Here is a 16,301-nt window from a genome sequence, read left to right as displayed (position 1 = left end):
GCGGGGCCCGGGGCGTGCCGTCGGAACCCGTTCCGACCGGTGAACACCCGCCGGTGCCCCCACCATGGGGCGGAGCACAACAGGCAGGACCGACGCGACGCGCGGGTGACGGCGACGGTCTCAGCGACGGCGCGGCGGAGGGCGGTGGGGCGCGGTGACACCGCACACGAGCCCCTCGGTGATCCGAGCGACGTGCCCTGGGATGTGTCGTTGGATCTTGGGTGATCAGGGAGCGCGTTCTGTTGTGGTGGGCCGTGGGGCACAGCAAGGCGGAAGAGGAGTCGATGCCGCCCAACGGCGGCAGCGGCCCACGGCGACCTACAGCGACAACGCGGCGAGATACGGCACGCTCGGTGACACCGCACACGAGCCCCTCGGTGATCCGAGCGACGTGCCCTAGCACTGCCAGAGCAGGGCGCCCCGCTCGCAGGGCGGGCACACGAAGGCGTACGCCGAGCCCCCGCCGAAGTTGGGCGAGTGCTGCCGGTCGCGGGTCTCCTCCCACTGGGCCACGAACCGCATCTCCGTCTCGCAGCCACCGCAGTCGGGGGTGGCCGGCGAGCCCAACCAGTGCGGTGGTCCGCCCAGTTGGCCCAGTACCTGCCGCTCCGTCGACGGCTGCCCCTCCGCCCGGGAGGGCCGCAGCTCGCCGTACGGTTCCGGCCGGGACACCAGCTCCACGCTCCAGGTGGCGCCCAGCTGCGCGTCGACCTCGCCGTAGGGGGGCATCGCCGGTGCGAGCCGGCGGGTGTCGAACAGCAACGCCGCGTTGGCCCCCGCGTTGGGGTCCCACTCCCCGCAGCCACCGCCGTCCGCGCACTGGAACAGCGCCAACAGCCGGCCGTCCAGGCCGAGTTCGGGTACGTCGGACAGGGCGACGTGCCCGAGGAACTGCTGTGTCCCCTCACACTTGGCGCACTGCGGCCAGCCGAACCCCTCGGGCACCAGGGGCAGCCCTCCGACCCGGGTCCCCGGCCACTCGGGGTGCCCCGGGCCGGTGCTGATCATCAGAATGGTCATGGCGAGGAAGCGTACGAGCACCGGCCGCCAATCGCCCCACCCGTGCCGGGAGTTGAGTAGCGCCCCGCCACCGAAAGGCTGGTTCTCGCCCCTCCCAGCGCCCGGCGGGCCGTCAGTTCCGCGTGCTCTCCGCCCACAGCGGTTCCAGGGCGGCCCGCAGGTCGTCCACCCCCCGGAAGCAGACCGCCGTCATTCCCAGGGCCTGCGCGGCGTCGGTGTTCTCCCGCCGGTCGTCGACGAACAGGCAGCGTTCCACGGCCACCCCGGCCCGTTCGGAGGCGATGCGGTAGATCTTCTCCTCGGGCTTGACCACACCCACCCGGGCGCTGTTGACCACCGAGTGCGCCAGGTCCGCCAGCCCGAGGGACTCCAGGTCCTCCTCCAGGGACACGCTGGCGTTGGAGACCAGCACCAGCGGCATCAACTCCCGTACGCGGCGCAGCAGTTCCACCACCTGGTCGTCGGTGGAGAAGGGGGAGGTGATCAGGGCCCCGGCCAGCCGTCGGGCGTCCGGGGCGGGCAGTACGTCGGCCAGTTCCCGGGCGATGTTGTCGGCCCACTGTTCCGGGGTGATCTGGCCGAGCAGCAGGGGCAGGTCCTGGCCACCGGAGAAGGCGATCCGGGCCGTGGCCCCCGGCTCCAGCCCGACCTCCCGCTCCAGTTCGTTCAGTGCGCTCTGGTCGTACGTGCGGATCACGTTGTCCACGTCGCACAGCACCGCGTCGAAGGTCACCACTCCCGCGTCCCCTCCAGTAGTCGACGGTCCGTCTCGATGGCCTCCGCCAGCAGGGCCTGTTCCCGGCCGGGGGCGTCCACCTCCAGGGCCGGCGTGGACTCCGGCTCCCCCAGGGCGGAAACCGCCCACAGGGGTCGCAGCCGGGCACCGCGCCGACACTTGGCCTGGTAGGAACCGGTGCCCAGATGCAGCTGGGTCATTCCCCACCGCTGGCAGTGGCGCAGCGGGGAGTGGACGGCCAACTCGGCGTACTCGTCGGCGTCCCGCAGCCGCGCGTAGTCGAAGCCCACCACCCGCACCCACAGGGTCGGGCCGTGGGCGTAGGCCAGACAGAAGCCCACCGGGTGGTCGTCCTCGTCCAGGCTGACGAACACCACCGACCGGTCGTCCAGGTACCGGGCCTGGCGCCGCAGCAGATCGGTCATCAGCTCCGGCGAGTGGTCGTGGCCGTACTTGCGCTGGGTCCGCGACAGCATCGGCCCGCACACCTCGGCCCACTCCGACAGTCGGCCGCTGACCGTACGCAGTCCGCTGTCGCGGTAACGCCGCAGTTCACGGCGGACGTTGGTGCGGCGCTGCTTCGCCGGCAGCGCGGCCAGGTAGCCGTCCAGGCCGCCCTCGGGCACCGGCAGCACACAGTCGGCGCCCAGCAGGTGGGCCCGGGGGCGCCAGGGGCCGGTCGCCCGCAGCACCAGGGCCGCGTCCGGGCCGGTCAGGTACGGCCACCACCAGCGACCCCGGGTCAGCGGCGGGGTCTTCACCGCCGCCCGGACCAGCTCGGTCAGCGGTGCCGGGTCGTCCCCGGCCAGCAGGGGCGCGCTCAGGTAGCCGCGCCGGCCCCCGAGGGTGAGCGCCAACTCCTCGCCGGCGCCCGACAGTTGCCGCCCAGGCAGGTAGCCGCCGTTGACCTCGGCGGGGGTGTGGTGGGCGGACAGCGCCGCCTCACCGTCGAGGGTGAGGTAGTGGCTGGTGGCCAGCCCGTCGCTGTCGGCGAACCGCAGCCAGTCCGCCCCGCAGTAGAAGGGGGCCGAGGAGGCCAGTGCGGACCAGTGGTCCGACCGGCCCGGGTCCGTCTCCCCACGCACATCGCTCACCGCTTCGTCCTCCCCGATCGTCCTGGGCACGGCCCGTTCCGTCCACCCAGGGTGTGCCCTCTGGATCCTGACAGGTCAGTGCGCGCGTTCCGGTGTCGTGCGCGACGGGACTGAGCACGGCGGGAGAAGAAGTCGACACGGCGCACCGGCGGCAGCGGCCCACGGCACCCCACCACGACCACACGGCGAGACGCGGCACCCCCGGTGACACCACACGCGAGCCTCGCGGTGATCCGACCGACGCACTCCAGGGTGTGTCGTTCGGATCTTGGGAGATCAGAGAGCGCGTTCTGGTGTGGTGGGCCGTGGGGCACAGCAAGGCGGAAGAGGAGTCGATGCAGCGCATCGGCGAGGACGACAACGCGGCGAGGCGCGGCACCAGGACACGCGAGCCTCGCGGTGATCCGACCGAGGCACCCTAGCCCCGTTCCCGTGCCGAACCGTCGTCCACCCCGGCGGGCGGTGCCCCCTCGTCCGCGACGGCGGCCCGGCGGGGGTCGGCGGCCCGGTCCAGGGAGCGGGCGGTGGGCCCGCACAAGGCCGCCGCCAGCACGAACAGGGCGGCCAGCGCCGCCCAGCCCCAGGCGCCCCCGGCCAGCACCACGCCCGTCAACAGGGCCGGCCCGGCGATCCGTTGACCGCTGAGGCTCAGCCCGAACACCGACAGGTACGCCCCGGACCGGCCCTCGGGGGCGTGCCGGTGCGACAACTCCCAGCCGCCCAGCGACTGCCACAGCTCCCCCAGGGTCAACAGCACACAGCCGGCCAGCAACAGCGCGCAGGCGGCCACCGTGGGCGCCCCGGACGCCGCCGCCAACAGCCCGCAACAGCCGGCCAGGGCCGCCCCGCTGAGCCGCAACGCCCGCAACGGCCCGCCCTCGCGGGCCACCCGGCGGGACAACGGCACCTGCAACAGCACGGTCAGCACCGTGTTGGTGAACACCAGCAGCGGCACCAGCCCCCCGGGCGCCGGGGTGTCCGACACCACCCACAGGGGCAACGCCAGCGACAGCAGGGTCATGTGCAGGCACAGCACCCCGTTGAGCAGGGTCAGCACCCCGTACCGCCAGTCGCGGAAGCCCCGCAGGCCGTCCAGCAGGCGGGGTCGGCCGGCCCGGGCCGGGTTCGGCAGCCGGAGCCTCAGCAGCAGTAGCGCGGAGGGCACGATCAGCGCCGCGTAACCCAGCATCAGCGCCCGGAAGAACCAGAGGCCGTCGGCCGCCAACAGCGGGGCGGCCAGCAACGCCCCCAGGGAGAAGCCGAGGTTGCGCACCGACTGGATGATGGCCATGGTGCGCGGCCGGTCCTCGGGGGTGGACACCGAGCCCACCACCGCCTGGATCACCGGAGGGGTGGCCCCGTCGGCCACCGCCAGGGCCGAGGCCACCACGGTGAACGGCACCGGCCCGCTGACGAAGGCCAAGGCCACCAGCCACACCACCCGCCACAGTTGCAGCCCGGCCAGCACCCGGGGGGCGCTCCACCGGTCGGTGAGCGAACCCACCGGCACCGTGGCCAGCAGACCCACGGCCGCCGACACCGTCAGCGACACCCCCACCTGGCGCTGGCTGAGCCCCACCGCCCGTACGAAGAACACCGCCGAACCGGCCAGGAACAGGCCGGTGCCGACGGAGGACACCAGGGAGGTCAGGGCGAAGACCCGGCCGGCGTGGCTGGCCGGAACGTACTCCCGTAACGAGAACCGTGGCCCGGGGCCGGACCCGGTCACCGGACGCCGTTCCACGGCTTGGTCCGCAGCCGGAACCGTCGCTCCAGCCGTCCGGTCAGCTCCGCCACCTCCGCCTCGGTACCCACCCGGGCCTGCACGGTGCCGGAGGCCGAGGCCGAGTACAGGGCGGGCGGCACCAGGTCGCCCGGCCCGTACTGCATCTCCACCTCACACACCCCGTCCACCTCCAACAGCTCCTCGGCCCGGGACAGTTCGGTGATCCGACCCGGGCGCACCGGCAGCAGGTAGTTCACCGCGTACCCCTCGGGCTCCGGTCGGGGTCTCGCCCCCAACGGCAGCCCCAGACAGGCCCGTACGTGGGCGTCCCACACGTCCACCCCGTGCCGCAGCCGCAGCATCCGGGGGATCGGCCCGCCAGCCGGGCGGCAGGCGATCTCCGACACCAGCAGGCGCCCGTCGACGGTGCGGAACACCTCCAGGTGGGTCACGCCCGTCTCCATGCCCAGGGCCCGCACCACCCGGTGGTGCAGTTCCACCAGGGCGGCGCGCTCGGGATGGGCGTCGGGCAGCGCGTAGGAGCCGGTCAGCAGGTCACCGCAGTCCAGTTGGGGGCCGATGTACCGGGAGGCGACCGTCAACCCCGGTTCGCCGTCCTCCACCAGCGCGTCCACGTGGTACTCGGCCTCCATCGGCACGAACGCCTCCAGCACCAGCGGCATCCCCGAGTCCAGGCAGCCGTCCGCCGCCAGGTAGGTCCCCAGCTCCTCGGCGTCCTCCAGCACCGCCACGCCCTTGCTGCCCCCGCCGAACGCCGGCTTCACCACACAGGGCCAGCCCAGCCGTTCGGCCACCACCCTCGCCTGCTGCGGCCCGTACACCGCGCGGAACGGCGCCAACGCCAGCCCGGCGGCGGTCAGTCGGGCCTTCATCGCGCACTTGTTGGTGAACAGGTTGGCCGCCTCGTAGCCCATGCCGGGCAGCCCGTAGTAGGAGCGCACATAGGCCGCCGAGGGCAGCCCCGTCTCGTACGGGGCGAGCACCGCGTCCACCGGGGCGTGGGCGAACAGCCGGGCCGCCGCCCGCCGTACCCCCTCCACGTCCCCGATGTCCTCGACGGTCTCCACCGCCACCCGGGGACCGTAGTCGTGTACGTGACCGTGCTCGGTGACCACGCTCAACCGCCCCACGGCCGGATGCTCCAGCAACGCGGGCGAGGGATGACGGGGAGCGCTGCACACCAGCAGCACATGACGGGACTCGGTGGACATCGCTCAGCACCCTATGCCGGGCACGCCCGCCCAGGAAGGTCGGCCGCACCCACCCGAAACGGTCGCGCTCACTCCGCCAACCCGCCGTGCAGCTCGTCCAGGAACACCTTGCGCACCCACTCCAGCCGCTCGGGGTCCAACAGCCCCCGACGGGTGTGCAGATCCAACGCCCACCACTCCCCCGACCTGCGCAGGTAACCCATCAGGTCGAACTTGACCGCACAGCCCAGGTCACGGTGCGCGGCCACCCGCAGCCCCTCGGCCTGCGCGGCCGGGGTGTCCACCAGGGAGACGAACACCGTGGTCAGCGGGAAGCGGTCGTCGTCCCTCGGGGCACCGACGTCCGCCATCACCTGGTCGTACTGGTAGTCCTGATGCTCCATGGCCGCCACCGTGCGCTCCTGCAGCAGCCGCACCAGGGACGCGAAGTCGCCGGCCTCCCCCCGCCGGTGGCGCACCCCCACCAGGGAGATGAAGTTGCCCACCAGGTTCTGGAACTCCGCCCGGGTACGCCCCGCCGCCGGGGTGCCCACCACCAGGTCGTCCCGCTCGAACAGCTGGTGGACGGTACGCATGTACGCCGCGAAGTACACCGCGAAGGCCGTCACCCCCTGGGCGCGGCTGAACTCGGCGACCCGCTCCACCAGCGCCTCCGGGACCGGGAACTGGAACGCGGCACCCCGCTCCGGCTCCTCCACCCCCGGCAGCCCGGGCAACAGTGGCCGCTCGTAGGGCAGTCGGAACACCTCGCGCCAGTACCTCCGGGACGCGGCCAGCTCCTCCTCGTCCTCCCGCTCCCGCCAGGCGATGTAGTCCCGGTAGGAGATCGGCGACTCCGGCGGCGGCGCGCCCTCCAGACGGGCCGTCAGCTCCCGGGACAGCACCCCCTGGCTGAACCCGTCGGCCACCATGTGGTGCACGTTCCACAACAGCGTCGAACCCCGACGCCCGTGCCGCACCACACAAGCCCGGAACAACGGCCAACTGTCCAGGTCGATCAGCGAGTTGGCCTCCGCCACCCGCATCCGCTCCAGCTCCCGCCGCTGCTCCTCCTCCGGCAGCCGCCTCAGGTCCACCTCCCGCACCGCCACCGACGGATCGGTGACGAAGTGCTGGGTCAACCGGCCCCCGGCGTCCTCGGAGAAGTACGCGCACAGGGCGTCCTGCCGCCGGACCGTGGCCTCCAGCGCCTCCCGCACCTCCCCCGCCGAGGTGTCCTCCGGCAACGGGAACAGCGCCACCATGTTCGCCCAGGTCCGGTTGATCCTCGGCGCGTACACCCGCCGGTACCGCCGCTGCTGCGGCGACAGCCCGGTGGTGGTCGGCTGCTCGGACCTCGGACGGGTGGGAATCGGCGCCTGCCGGTCCGGCGCCCGGCCCCGCACCCGCTCGGCCACCGCACGGGGGGTACGCAGCCGGTACAGCTCACTCATCTCCACCCGGCGACCGGTCCCCGTCAACAGCCGGTGCGCCAACTCGGCCGCGTCCAGCGAGGTGCCGCCCAGGGCGAAGAAGTCCGCGTCCAGGTGGCCGGCCGGCAACACCTCGGCGAAGGCGTCCAGTACCCGCCGCTGCGTCTCGTCCTCCGGCCCGGCGCCCACCCGCGCGGTGTCGGTCTCCGGCAGCGCCCCCCGGTCGACCTTGCCGTTGGGCAGCAACGGCAACCGGTCCAGCCGTACGAACAGCGACGGCACCTGGGCGGCCGGCAACCGCTCCCCCAGCCAGTGGCGCAGCTCCTCCTCGCCGGGGCCGGTCGCGGGGGCGCCCGCCGGGTCGGCCGCAGCGCCGGCCACCGTGTGGAAGGCGGCCAGGCAGTCCGCGCCGTCCGCCCGGCGACGGGCCACCACCACCGCGTCCTCCACCCCGGGGTGTTCCCGCAGTACGGCGGCGACCCCCTCCGGTTCCACCCGGTTCCCGTTGATCTTCACCTGGAGGTCCCGCCGCCCCCGCAACAGCAACTCCTCGTCCGCCGTCCACTCCCCCAGGTCCCCGGTGCGGTACCAGGGCGGCCCGCCCCGTTCGTCCGCCACGAACCGGGCCGCCTGCTCCTCGGGGGCGTTCAGATAGCCGTCCGTACCGTGCGGGGTACGGAGCCACACCTCGCCGTCCACCAGCCGGACCTCGGTCTCCGGCAGGGGGCTGCCCACCGGCTGCACGCCCGGAACCGGTTCGGTCACCTCACGCCAGAACTTGGCCAGGGTGGTCTCGGTCGGCCCGTACAGGTTCACCACCCGGGTGTTCGGGAACCACTCCCGCCACCGCAGCACCACCGCCCGGGACAACGGCTCCCCAGCCAGGAAGGTCAACCGCAGCCGGTCCCGTGCCCCACCCCCCGCCGGCACGGCACCCCCGCCGGCCGGGCCCACCGGCTCCGGCTCCCCCGAGGTCCAACGGGACGCCAACGACGGCACCGTGTGCGCCACGGTCACCCCCGCCTCCCGCAACCAGCGCGGCACCCCGCCCACGTCCACCGCCACCCCGGCCGGGGGCACCACCAGGGTGGCCCCCGACACCAGAGGGGTGAACAGGTCACGCAGCACCACGTCGAAGGACAGCGCGGTCAGTTGGGCCACCCGGTCCCCCGGGCCGATGCCGAACCGGTCCCGCTGCCAACACACGAAGTGGGCCAGCGAGTCCGTCCGCCCCAGCACCGCCTTGGGGCGGGCCGTCGTACCCGAGGTGAAGAACACATAGCCACCCCGACCACCGGGCCCGCCCCTCCCGTCCCCCGAACCGCACCGCTCCAGACGCAGTCCCTCGCCGACGGTCAGCACATGGCCGGCACCGGCCTCCGCCACCATCGACTCCCGCCGCCTGGCCGGCAGTTCCGGGTCCACCAGCAGCAACCGCGCCCCGGAGAAGACCGTCGCCAGCACCGCCGTGACCAGCAACGGGCCACGGTCCCCGGTGACCGCGACCGTCCGGGTGTCGGCCGCGCGCAGCCGCTCGGCCCCCTCGCGTACCGACTCCAGCAACTCCCCGTACCGCAGCTGTCCCTGTGGCCCCTCCACGGCGACCCGCTGGGGGTGCCGTCGGGCGGTCTCCTCGATCAGCTCGGTCAGACGGGACATACGGGTGCCTCTCTGGGCGCGCGGGAACGGGCGGTACGCCGCCTCAGCCGTTGACGAGGTAGTCGGTGCCGGCGACCAGATGGTGGCGGTGCGGCTCGATGTCGTCCACGTTGACGGTCTTGATGATCCAGCGTGACTTCAACGCCTCGGGATCGCCCACCGTGACCACTTCCTTGGCGTGCACGGTGTGGTTGTTGTAGGTGATCACGAAATCGCCCGGCTCGATGAACACCCGCTGTTTCAGGGCGTGCAGAGTCGCCGAGAGCTGGGGAACGATGGCTTTGGCCTCGTCCGTGACCCCCACGGTGCGGTTTTCGAAGTATCGCAGATCGTCCTCACCACTGATGATCGGATGCCGGTCGGCCTCCCCCAGTTCCAGCGAACCGCCCTTCACCGTCAGGTCGTCGAACGGGGTGTGGAACTCCGGCCTCCGCAGAAGGGCCAACTCCTCGGCGCTGAACGAGGCGATCACGTCGATGTTGCGGACGAAGGAGGTGTACACCTCGTTCACCGGGTTGCTGCGCATCCCCACCATGTACACCTGGTCCGGCCGTACAAAGTGGTTCGCCAGGTCCTTGTGGAAGTGAATGCGGTCCAGCGCCTTCTGGGACTGCGAGGAACTCAGCGAACGCTTGGGGTAGATGTCCTGGAACACGTCCCCGTCGTTGACGTTCACATAGCCGATCGCCGGAGTGCCGGCCAGCCGGGCGAACAACGCGAGGAACGCCTCCGCCAGGAAGGTCTTCTTCACCTCGTACTTCGACCGGACCGGCTCGTCGTAGTCGAAGACCGGTACGTCACGGTCGTACGGCACGTTCTTCATCACCACCACCGGCTCCCGGGAACGATCCCGGTCCGCCAGCTGGGCCACGAACCGCCGGAACCTCTCCGGCACCACCCCCTCGGCCACCAGCCGCCCCACCTGGAAACGGTGCGCGTCATAGACGCGGTACGGGTTGGCGTTCAGCTCCTCGAACGCCCGCTCCAGAGCGGCCCGTTCCCCGTCGGTGAAGGTGAACTCCGGCCTGATCCGCCACTCGGTACGGGCCGTGGAACCAGCCGGCCCCGCCTCCGGGGCGTCCTCCCACTCCCGGCTCTTCTGTCCGTCCTGCCTGTCCTGCCTCTCCTGGTTCGGCGCCGATACCGGTGCGGACACCGGGCCACCACTCCGTACGGAGACCGGGTCCACTTCCGGCACGGGGAGCGGGTTCCTACCCGGCGCGGAGAGCGTTTCCGAGATCACTTCGGATGCCTTTCCCGGAGTCCTTTCCCCGGGCTTTTCCGTGGCCCTTTCCGCAACCCTTCCTGCGGCCTTTTCGGACAGCGACGAGGAAACGGAACCGGTGACCACGGCCGGCGTCCCGGAAGAAACCACACCGGAAGTCAGGACCTCGACCACCGGCGCCCCGGTCTCCGCCCCGGAAACGCCGTCCGTGTCCGGCGCGGAGACCGGCACCCCGACCGGGGCATCGGCCGGAGGCCGGGGCGAGGACTGGTCCGACGACGGGATCGCCGAGGCGGACGAGTCTGAGGACGTTGAGGAATCTGCGCGCATAACTGGGTGTCTCCCCACTGCAATGGCGGACTTCTGCGGTGAGACGACCCTAGCCGGACAACTACCAAGCGGGAGGCGGAAGTTGAAGAAAGACGGTATTCACGATCTGACTTCTCCTCAGCCGTCACCAGAAGGAGATCACCCCCCGGCCACCGACTGATTCCCGATCACTTCCCACCGCGGCGGATACCGAGTTCCGCACCCCTCCGAGTTCCCCCTTCGAGGAGATCACCATTCCAGGACCCTGGCCCCCTTCCGCCTTTTCCCCGGTGACGGACTTCCCCGGTCGTGGGGACAAGTCGGCCTGTTGGAGGCTCGGCTCGCTGGGGTGGCCCGGTTCGTCGGGGTGGCTCAGGTCGTCGGGATCACCGGAATCGCTGCGGCAGTGGGGATGCTGGGGTCACGGGAGGGGTGGGGCCGCCAGGTACTTCGCGAGTGGGGGGCGCTGGGGAGCGGGGCGTACGTACACCGTGGTGGGTGATCAGCCAGTGGGGGCCGTCAGCACCCATCGGCGGTGAGGCGCGTCCTCAGGTCGCCGCCCGGAAGTCCGCCAGCGACAGCCGGACCTCGGCGACGGTGAGCCCCCAACTCCCGCCCCCCGCACGCTGGTTGGGGCACCCCCTCACACCACTTCCGGTACCGCCGGGTCCTCGTCCAGCGCACCGCGCCAGCGACGTACCGCGTCCTCGTCCACCGGGGTGTCCCAGCCGGCGAGCCGGGCGGCCGAACCGATGTGGAAGGCGTCCAGGCCCAGGGTCCGCAGTTCGGGTACCTGCTCCAGTCGCAGCCCGCCCCCGACCAGGACGCGGGCCTGGAAACCGGGCTCGCCCCGGGTGGTGGACGCGGCCTCCCGGGCCAGTACCGGCAAGCCCTCGGCCACCCCGCTCGGGGAACCGGCGGTCAGGAAGGTGTCCGGGCCACGGGTGCCGGCCACGGCCTCGCGCAGGGCCGCCCGGTCCATGGCGTGGTCCACGGCCCGGTGGAAGGTCCAGGGGCAGCCCGGTACCTGGTCCAACAGGGCGTCCACGGCGGCGAGGTCGGCCCGGCCGTCCTCGTCCAGGAAGCCGAGTACGAACTCCTCGGCGCCCTCCGCCCGCAGTTTGCCGGCCAGTTCGCACAGGGCCTCCAGGGCCCGGCCCCCGGTGCCGAACCCGGACTGGGAACGCAGCATCACCCGTAGCGGCAGGTCCACCGCGTCCCGTACCTCGGCGAAGGTCGCCAGGGTGGGGGTGAGCCCGTCGGCGGCCATCTCGGCGACCAGTTCCAGCCGGTCCGCGCCACCCCGTTCGGCGGCGACGGCGTCCGGGGCGGACAGGGCGATCACTTCCAGAAGAGGTCTAGACACCCGGCCAGCCTGCCACAGCCGGGCGCCCACCGCCCCACCGCGCGGCCCAGGCGTACGGCTGCCCACGCACCGCCCCGGACCCGCGCGGCGCGCCAGGCGTCACCCCGACCTCGCGGCCCCGGGCCCCCCTTCGACACCCCCTTCGACCGGGCTCCGAGGAGGAGGGTCGGGGGCGACCGGTGGGCTCCGCGTGGAGTGGCGCCCGCCCGTCCCCGACGTCACGTCACGGCACCGTGCGCCCGCACCCCACTCCCCTCCTCCGACATGGTCCCCCCATGGCGACACCCTCGGGACGAGCCCCCGGTCCGGGGCCCACAATGATGTTCATGGCCTCGACCCCCGACACCCCCCACCCGTCCTGGGACGCCCTGCTGGACCGTTGGATCGCCGTGGTCTCCTCGGCCCGCGAGGGCTCCGGCCCCGACCCCCGCCGCTACGGGGAGGACCTGCTCCGCCGCTGGTCCGAGCCCCAGCGCCGCTACCACACCGTCGACCACCTGCTGACCGTGCTGGACCAGGTGGAGATCCTCGCCGGCCACGCCTCCCGGGTGGCCGCCGTACAACTGGCCGCCTGGCTCCACGACGCCGTCTACCTCCCCGAACGCAGCGAGAACGAGGAGCGCAGCGCCCGACTGGCCGAACGCGCCCTGACCGAACTCGGCCTGGACGGGCACCTGGTGTCCGAGGTCGCGCGGCTGGTACGGCTGACCGTCAGCCACGACCCGGAGCCCGGCGACCGCAACGGCGAGGTGCTCTGCGACGCCGACCTGTCGATCCTGGCCGCCGACCCCGAGCGGTACGCCCACTACGCCGGGGACGTGCGGGAGGAGTACTCCTTCGTACCCGAAGAGGACTTCCGTCGCGGCCGAGCCGAGGTGCTGCGCCAGCTGCTGTCCCTGCACCAGCTGTACCGGACCCCCTACGGCCAGCACCACTGGGAGGAGGTCGCCCGCCGCAACCTCTCCATCGAGCTGGAACTGCTCACCGGGGAACCGCACACCCCCGCTTCCGGCACCGACTGACCGGGCGGGGCGCGGCCCACCGTGCCACCCTGGGTGGCATGGAGCTACTGGACGCCTTCGACACCGCGCAGGCGGAGTTCGGCCGGCTGGTGCACCGGGTCGGTGCGGACCAGTGGTCCGCCGACACCCCCTGCGCCCAGTGGACCGTACGGGACCTGGTCAACCACCTGACCTCCGAACACCTGTGGGCGCCCTGGCTGTTGGAGGGGGCCACCCTGGAGGAGGTCGGCGACCGGTACGACGGCGACGTACTCGACGGCCACCCGGTGGACAGCTGGGACGCCGCCGCCTCCCGTTCCCACGCCGCCTTCCACGTGCCCTCCGCCCTGGACCCGGACGTACGGGTGCACACCAGCGGCGGCCCCAGCCCGGTGACCGAGTACGCCTGGCAGATGACCACCGACCTGACCGTCCACTCCTGGGACCTCGCCCGGGGGCTGGGCGAACCGGACGAGCTGGACGAGGAGTTGACCCGTACCGTCCACCAGCGCATCGCCCCGCAGGTCGACACCTGGCAGGGCCTGGGCATCTTCGACCCGCCCGTGGAGGTGCCCGCCTCCGCCGGCCCCACCGAACGGCTGGTGGCCCTCCTGGGGCGTGACCCCCGCCAGACGTAGCCCTCGGGGGGTGCCCTTCGGACCGCGGAGGGGCGGGTACGGCGCGCGCCCGTTGTCGTGGGGTCGCCCTCCTCGTCGCCCGGGGCCCGATGCTCCGCCCGCTGACACACGGCACCGGAACACGCTCACGGATCCCCCAAGGACCTCGCGGGGGCCAGACAGCGCCCCTCACTCGCCGCTCCGGGCGGTCACCTCCCCGCTGTCGTCGGCCTCCAGCACCCTGCGCATCAGGTCCACCAGAACCGCCTGCTCGGACTCGTCGAGCGCGCCGAGCAGCGCCCGCTGCGAACGGTGGGCCACCGACGCGAGGTGGGCGTGCAGGTCGTGCCCCTCGGGGGTGAGCGTGACCCGCATACGGCGTCGGTCGTCGGGGTCCCGCTCGCGCCGTACCAGCGAGCGGCTCTCCAGCAGGTCCAGGTAGCCGACCACGTGGCTGCGGTTGAGGCCGAGGCGGTCCGCGAGCTGGTGCTGGGCCAGCGAGCCGAAGTCAGCCAGTGCGGTCATCACCGCGAAGTGCGGCAACCGCAGCTCCCGCGCGGCCAGTTCCCCGGCCAGCAGCCGGTGGCCGATCCGTGCGAGATGCCCGGCCAGGTACGAGGGCAGGGCGGTCAGTGTCGGAGGACGCGACTCGTTCATGGGTCGAGGCTACCTGTAAGGTGTCACAGAGAAACGATGTCATAGTGACATGATGTCGTTCTGAATCGACTACCGAACCCCGCACCTCAGAACGGAGAACCATGTCCCCCGTCGTGCTCGTGATCGGCGGCGGCTACGGCGGTATCGCCGCCGCCAAGGCCCTCGACGACACCGCCCAGGTGATCCTGGTGGAACCGGGGGAGACCTTCGTCCACCATGTCGCCGCGCTACGCGCCCTCGTCGACCCGCACTGGGCGGAACGTGTCTTCCTCCCCTACGACGGCCTGCTGGAACGGGGCGAGGTCCGCCGCGACCGGGTCACCGCCGTAAGCGCCACCGACCACACGGTCACCGCCGCGCTCGCCTCCGGTGAGCGCCTCGAAGCCGACTTCGCCATCCTGGCCACCGGCTCGACCCCACCGTTCCCGGCCAGGATCGACCAGGCGGACAGCGCGAGCGCGCGACGGCGACTGCGCGAGTCCCGAGAGGCCCTCGCACAGGCCGGTACGGTCCTGCTCCTCGGCGCCGGTCCGGTCGGCCTCGAACTCGCCGGGGAGATCCGGGCGGCCTGGCCGGACACCGCCGTCACCGTCGTCGACCCCGTGCCCGACATCCTCGCCGGCCGGCACCCGGAACCGTTCCGCGCCGAACTCCGCCGCCAACTCCGGGAACTCGACGTCCACCTCCTCCTCGGCGCCCCGCTCGCCGCCGAACCGCCGACCCCGGCCGGCGAGTTGGCGCGGTTCACCGCCACGACCACCGACGGACGGACCCTCAGCGCCGACCTGTGGTACCGCTGCCACGGCGGCGCCCCCGCCACCGACTACCTCCGGGGCGACCTCGCCGCCGCCCGGCGCCCCGACGGCCACCTCACCGTCACCGAGGAACTGCGGATACCCGGGCTGCCCCACGTGTTCGCGATCGGCGACATCACCACGGTCCCCGAAACCAAGCTGGCCAAGGCCGCCGAACTGCACGCCGAGGTGGCCGCCGCCAACATCCGGGCCGAGATCACCCAGACCGGCGACCCCCGGGTCTACACCCCCGGCCCACCGGGGATGTCACTGCCGCTGGGCCCGACCGGAGGCGCCTCCTACAACGCGGCACTCGGAGTCCTGGGCGCGGACCGGACGGCCGAACTCAAGGGCGCACACCTCCGACTCGACCTCTACCGGGCCCGACTCGGCCTGCCCTGACCGCCATCCCACACCACGACCGCGCCACACGAACCACCGGTCCGCTTCCCGCGAACCGCGCCGAACGGGAGGCCGGCTCGGTCCGGTGCCGTGGATCGTGGGACGGAGGAAGGAGCCGAACCGCTGCCCGGGGCGGGCCGGTTCGGCAGTGACCGGCAGCGGACGTCACGAGCACCGGGCCCCACCCGTGCTTCGAGCCCCCGCCCCGTACGGCCGGGGACGCCATGACAGGCATGACGTGCGGGGCGTACATGACGTGCAGACAGACACGACCGGGAGGACGACATCGTGAAGCGATCGAACGACGCCGGAACGGAAGCGGAGTTCCCGGACGTCACCCGCCAGGACGCCCGCGTCGCCATGATCAGCCCGTGGGGAAGCGGCACCGACGAACCGGGCCTGCCCCTCCGCGCCCGCCGGGAGAACCCGGCCGGACTGCTGAGCCTCACCCGGTTCCGTACCGTCTCCCCCGACCGGGACCGGGACCTCTGGTACGCCCAGTGGACCGACGACGAGGCGTGCCTGCGCTGGCTCGACGACGGCGACGCCCCACCGGCCCGCTACCTCCTCCACCTCAGCTACCGACCGCCCACCGACCAGGGTGCGCCCACACTGCTGGCCACGCCCCGGTTCGCCTGCGACGGTCGCGTAAGCCAACAGCGGCTGGCCGGGACGATCCTGGCCAACCTGACCGCACTCGCCCCTCCCGGCCTCGTCGGCGCCCACCTCCACCTGTCGGTGGACGGGAGCAGGCTGGTCAACTACGCGGAGTGGACCGAAGAAGCCGCCTGGCGGGCGTTCGTCGGCGGTCCCGCCGCCGAGCGGATGCGGTCCGCGTTCGACACCCTGGACGGGGTCGCTCTGCTCAACTCGCCGCGAGGTGTGGCCCGTTATCGCCTGGATGGGTCGTAGCCGGGCGAGGCCCGGCGGGCTGTGGGAGACGGGTTGGGTTGGTGGGTGGTAGATGGTGGGTGGACGAAGCCCGGTCGGTTGGGGGCTGGAGGAGGTGGGGTGGATGACGTCGCGGACACCCACCCCTTCGGAGCCGCGC

14 protein-coding genes are annotated in these 16,301 nt (G+C 72.6%); 5 read left to right on the top strand and 9 right to left on the bottom strand.

Annotated elements, in window-relative coordinates:
* Positions 1–396 precede the first annotated feature (396 nt).
* The 3 genes from ABZT14_RS01465 to ABZT14_RS01455 form a co-directional block, all read right to left on the bottom strand.
* Complete coding sequence (locus ABZT14_RS01465; RefSeq protein WP_356295218.1) at positions 397–1,020, bottom strand: hypothetical protein; 624 nt, start codon at positions 1,018–1,020, stop codon at positions 397–399.
* Positions 1,021–1,132: 112 nt separating this feature from the next.
* On the bottom strand, positions 1,133–1,756 hold the full coding sequence (locus tag ABZT14_RS01460) for an HAD-IA family hydrolase (protein ID WP_356295215.1): 624 nt from the start codon (positions 1,754–1,756) through the stop codon (positions 1,133–1,135).
* Positions 1,750–2,850 (bottom strand): GNAT family N-acetyltransferase, encoded by a 1,101-nt coding sequence (locus tag ABZT14_RS01455; RefSeq protein WP_356295212.1) that lies wholly within the window; start codon positions 2,848–2,850, stop codon positions 1,750–1,752. The genes ABZT14_RS01460 and ABZT14_RS01455 overlap by 7 nt, the downstream gene beginning before the upstream one ends.
* Before the next feature lie 254 nt (positions 2,851–3,104).
* Between ABZT14_RS01455 and ABZT14_RS01450 the strand changes: the two genes are divergently transcribed.
* Positions 3,105–3,272, top strand: a complete 168-nt coding sequence (locus ABZT14_RS01450; protein ID WP_356295210.1) for a hypothetical protein — start codon at positions 3,105–3,107, stop codon at positions 3,270–3,272.
* Here ABZT14_RS01450 and ABZT14_RS01445 read toward each other — a convergent pair.
* From ABZT14_RS01445 to ABZT14_RS01425, 5 genes are all read right to left on the bottom strand, one after another.
* Positions 3,269–4,579, bottom strand: a complete 1,311-nt coding sequence (locus ABZT14_RS01445; protein ID WP_356295207.1) for an MFS transporter — start codon at positions 4,577–4,579, stop codon at positions 3,269–3,271. The two genes, ABZT14_RS01450 and ABZT14_RS01445, sit on opposite strands and share 4 nt — an antisense overlap.
* The gene (locus tag ABZT14_RS01440; protein WP_356295204.1) at positions 4,576–5,808 is read right to left on the bottom strand and encodes an ATP-grasp domain-containing protein; all 1,233 of its coding nucleotides are present in this window, start codon (positions 5,806–5,808) and stop codon (positions 4,576–4,578) included. The genes ABZT14_RS01445 and ABZT14_RS01440 overlap by 4 nt, the downstream gene beginning before the upstream one ends.
* Positions 5,809–5,876: 68 nt before the next feature.
* Positions 5,877–8,879 (bottom strand): condensation domain-containing protein, encoded by a 3,003-nt coding sequence (locus ABZT14_RS01435; protein ID WP_356295201.1) that lies wholly within the window; start codon positions 8,877–8,879, stop codon positions 5,877–5,879.
* Between the two features lie 43 nt (positions 8,880–8,922).
* On the bottom strand, positions 8,923–10,035 hold the full coding sequence (locus tag ABZT14_RS01430) for a hypothetical protein (protein WP_356295199.1): 1,113 nt from the start codon (positions 10,033–10,035) through the stop codon (positions 8,923–8,925).
* Between the two features lie 1,021 nt (positions 10,036–11,056).
* Complete coding sequence (locus ABZT14_RS01425; RefSeq protein ID WP_356295195.1) at positions 11,057–11,779, bottom strand: copper homeostasis protein CutC; 723 nt, start codon at positions 11,777–11,779, stop codon at positions 11,057–11,059.
* A gap of 326 nt (positions 11,780–12,105) precedes the next feature.
* Between ABZT14_RS01425 and ABZT14_RS01420 the strand changes: the two genes are divergently transcribed.
* Both ABZT14_RS01420 and ABZT14_RS01415 read left to right on the top strand, forming a co-directional pair.
* On the top strand, positions 12,106–12,801 hold the full coding sequence (locus ABZT14_RS01420) for a hypothetical protein (RefSeq protein WP_356295194.1): 696 nt from the start codon (positions 12,106–12,108) through the stop codon (positions 12,799–12,801).
* Positions 12,802–12,839: 38 nt separating this feature from the next.
* Entirely contained in the window at positions 12,840–13,418 is a 579-nt protein-coding gene (locus ABZT14_RS01415) for a TIGR03086 family metal-binding protein (RefSeq protein ID WP_356295191.1), read from the top strand.
* Positions 13,419–13,586: 168 nt separating this feature from the next.
* Here the strand turns inward: ABZT14_RS01415 and ABZT14_RS01410 are convergent, their stop codons facing one another.
* Positions 13,587–14,054 carry a MarR family transcriptional regulator gene (locus ABZT14_RS01410; protein ID WP_356295188.1) on the bottom strand — a complete coding sequence of 156 codons (468 nt, stop codon included), beginning with the start codon at positions 14,052–14,054 and terminating at the stop codon, positions 13,587–13,589.
* 101 nt (positions 14,055–14,155) lie between these two features.
* Here ABZT14_RS01410 and ABZT14_RS01405 point away from each other — a divergent pair, with 101 nt between their 5' ends.
* Positions 14,156–15,250, top strand: coding sequence for an FAD-dependent oxidoreductase (locus tag ABZT14_RS01405; protein WP_356295185.1), 1,095 nt, complete (start codon positions 14,156–14,158; stop codon positions 15,248–15,250).
* A gap of 288 nt (positions 15,251–15,538) precedes the next feature.
* Positions 15,539–16,162, top strand: coding sequence for a hypothetical protein (locus tag ABZT14_RS01400; RefSeq protein ID WP_356295183.1), 624 nt, complete (start codon positions 15,539–15,541; stop codon positions 16,160–16,162).
* The last annotated feature ends 139 nt before the right edge of the window (positions 16,163–16,301 follow it).

This window comes from Streptomyces sp. NPDC005438, assembly GCF_040606315.1.
In the GTDB taxonomy this organism is placed as follows: Bacteria; Actinomycetota; Actinomycetes; order Streptomycetales; family Streptomycetaceae; genus Streptomyces.
Note: the sequence above shows the minus strand (reverse complement) of the source record. Positions and strands in the feature narration are given on the sequence as shown.